The sequence below is a fragment of the Flavobacterium sp. Arc3 genome, assembly GCF_041431375.1.
Lineage (GTDB): Bacteria > Bacteroidota > Bacteroidia > Flavobacteriales > Flavobacteriaceae > Flavobacterium.
Genome location: NZ_JASMRI010000052.1, coordinates 1 through 2,751, shown reverse-complemented (window position 1 = coordinate 2,751; position 2,751 = coordinate 1). Strand labels below are relative to the sequence as shown.

At 39.5% G+C, this 2,751-nt stretch carries 2 protein-coding genes; both read left to right on the top strand.

Annotation, left to right across the window (positions count from 1 at the left end):
* Positions 1-287: 287 nt before the first annotated feature.
* Positions 288-1,853, top strand: coding sequence for an IS21 family transposase (gene istA, locus QO200_RS19215; RefSeq protein ID WP_233584116.1), 1,566 nt, complete (start codon positions 288-290; stop codon positions 1,851-1,853).
* A gap of 22 nt (positions 1,854-1,875) precedes the next feature.
* On the top strand, positions 1,876-2,607 hold the full coding sequence (gene istB / locus QO200_RS19210) for an IS21-like element helper ATPase IstB (protein WP_126456435.1): 732 nt from the start codon (positions 1,876-1,878) through the stop codon (positions 2,605-2,607).
* The last annotated feature ends 144 nt before the right edge of the window (positions 2,608-2,751 follow it).

Here is a 2,751-nt window from a genome sequence, read left to right as displayed (position 1 = left end):
TGGATATTCCGCTGCAAAGGTCGCCACGATTCCGCTACAAAGTGCACCACGATTCCGCTGCAAAGTACACCATCCATTCCGCTTCAAAGTACACCAATTATTCCGCTGCAAAGGTCGCCACTTATTCCGGAGCAAAGTGCACCACTTTTCTCCTGATTTAATACTTGTAAAGGACTGACATTCCGACACAAAGTGCACCACCTATTCCAGATCCTTTATCTCACTAAGTAGAGATTTAACCGTCATTTACTATAAGTTTGGTTTGTAATCAAAAAACCACTTGTAGTATGGCAAATAAACCACTTAGTATGATTAAGATAAGACAGGTACTTTTATTTTTAGAACGTGGTGCTTCACAGCGTACCATAGAAAAAGAAGTTAGAATTTCTAGAAGGACAATCGCAGGGTATTTGCTGAAATTTACGCAAACAGGAGTTGATTTCAAAGAACTACTAAAGCGTTCAGATCAGGAACTTGAACAAATACTAGGTCTTTTAAAGCCTGTTGTATCGGAAGATACTGATCCCCGAAAAGTTCATTTTAATAATCTGATCGGTTACTTCAGCAAGGAACTTAATCGAACTGGTGTAACACGTCTATTACTTTGGGAAGAATATATTAAAGAATATCCTGAAGGTTTTCAATATTCTAGATTTTGTGAACTCTTACAAGATCAGGAGAAGGTAAACAATGCTGTGATGCATTTTGTCCACACTCCTGCAAAGCTGCTTGAAGTTGATTTTGCTGGGGATATGCTTCACTATGTGGATACTTCAACTGGTGAACTAATTGCATGCCCTGTATATGTTGCTATTCTTCCCTTTAGTGGCTATGGCTATGTAGAGGCCTTACCTGATGCAAAACTGCCTCAAGTAGTTAAAGCGTTGAATCATACCATTGAATACTTTGGAGGTGTTCCCTTGACTGTTAAATCAGATAACATGAGGCAATGGGTATCCAAAAGTTGTAAATATGAACCTGTATTTACTGATATGCTCGAGCAATGGGCCAACCACAATAATATCGCACTGCTTGCGGCTCGCCCGTATAAGCCCAAGGACAAGCCCTCTGTTGAGAATAACGTAAAGATTACCTATAGACGTATTTATGCTAGCCTACGTAATGATACTTTTCATAGTCTTACTGAACTAAACAAGGCCATTAGAGAAAAACTTGATTATCATCATCAGCTGAACTTTCAGAAGAAAGTATACAGTAGACTCGAGTTGTTTAAAAGCGAGGAAAAAACACTACTACAGCCCCTTCCAGAATCCCCATACAGTATCAGACATTATACCAAAGCAAAGGTTCAAAAGCATTACCATGTACTGGTGGGTGAAGACTGGCACTTTTATTCTGTTCCCTATCGTTACATTGGAAAAGAGGTACGCATTGCTTATGATCAGGATGTCGTGGAGATCTATTGCGATGCACAAAGGATTGCTGTGCATACTAGGAATTACACCAGCCATGGTTATACCAGTATCACGGAGCATATGCCCGAAAGACATCAGATCATTAAAAATCAACGTGGATGGAGTCCGGAATATTATCTCAAAAAAGCAGAAGAAAACGGCCCCAATACTTTTGAATTTTTCAAAAAGGTGATGAACAGTAAGCTGATAATTGATCAGTCTTATACTGCTTGTCTGGGACTATTGAGACTCATGAGTTCCTATGGTAACATTCGGATGGAAGCTGCATGTAAACGGGGCTTAAGAGGTCACAAATTTAGCTACGGTGTTATCAAAAACATCCTAGTGAATAATATGGATTTACTCGAAGAAGAGGCTCCTATCGAATTCCGTATCCCCGAGCACAGTAATATTAGAGGTCCTGAAGCTTATAATTAATCAACTTATAAAATCCTAATAAATGAACACACAAAACACATTAGAACAGCTCAAAGGTCTTAAATTAACAGGCATGGCTAAAAGGTACGAAGCTGCATTGTCACTTCCAGTACATCAACAAGAAGATGTCCATTCTCTCATAGCTATGCTTACTCAGGCAGAAGTAGAATACAGGGATTACTCCAGAACACAGAAGTACCTAAAAGCAAGTAAGCTCCGTTATCATGCCTTACCAGAAGATATCATTTGCAATACAGAAAGAGGTATTACCAGAGAACAGCTACTTAGGCTCTCTGATGGCATGTTTATAGAAAGGGGAGAAAATGTCCTGATAACTGGTGCCACTGGTTGTGGTAAATCTTTTATGGCCTGCGCCTTAGGGCGTAGTGCCTGTTTACTTGGTTACCGAACCCTATATTTTAGTATGAACAAGTTTATGGATGCCTTGACTCAAGTCAGACTTGATGGGACATACCTGAAGTGGATTAAAAGTATCTCCACAAACAAACTTCTAATACTGGATGATTTTGGGCTAAAACCGTTGAATAATGATGCCAGGATTGCGTTACTAGATATCCTCGAAGACAGGTATGGTATAGGATCAACTATGATCACTTCCCAGCTCCCAGTAGACACTTGGCATTCCTTCTTAAACGAGCCAACATTATCGGATGCTATTATGGACAGATTGTCAGCTTCTGCCCACAGAATTACACTAACAGGTAAATCTTTGAGATCTAAAAAAAATTATTAACTTTGAAAAATATCATCTTTACTTAGTGATGATAAAGGACGATTTGACTGGTGTACTTTGCTCTGGAATAAATGGCGCACTTTGTTGCGGAATCGTGGTGTACTTTGCTCCGGAATGGGTGGTGTACTTTCGTCGGAATATCTA

What these genes read in the sequence shown, in the direction of transcription:
- istB (WP_126456435.1), top strand. Translation starts at nt 1,876, where the DNA reads ATGAACACACAAAACACATTAGAACAGCTCAAAGGTCTTAAATTAACA.
- istA (WP_233584116.1), top strand. Translation starts at nt 288, where the DNA reads ATGGCAAATAAACCACTTAGTATGATTAAGATAAGACAGGTACTTTTA.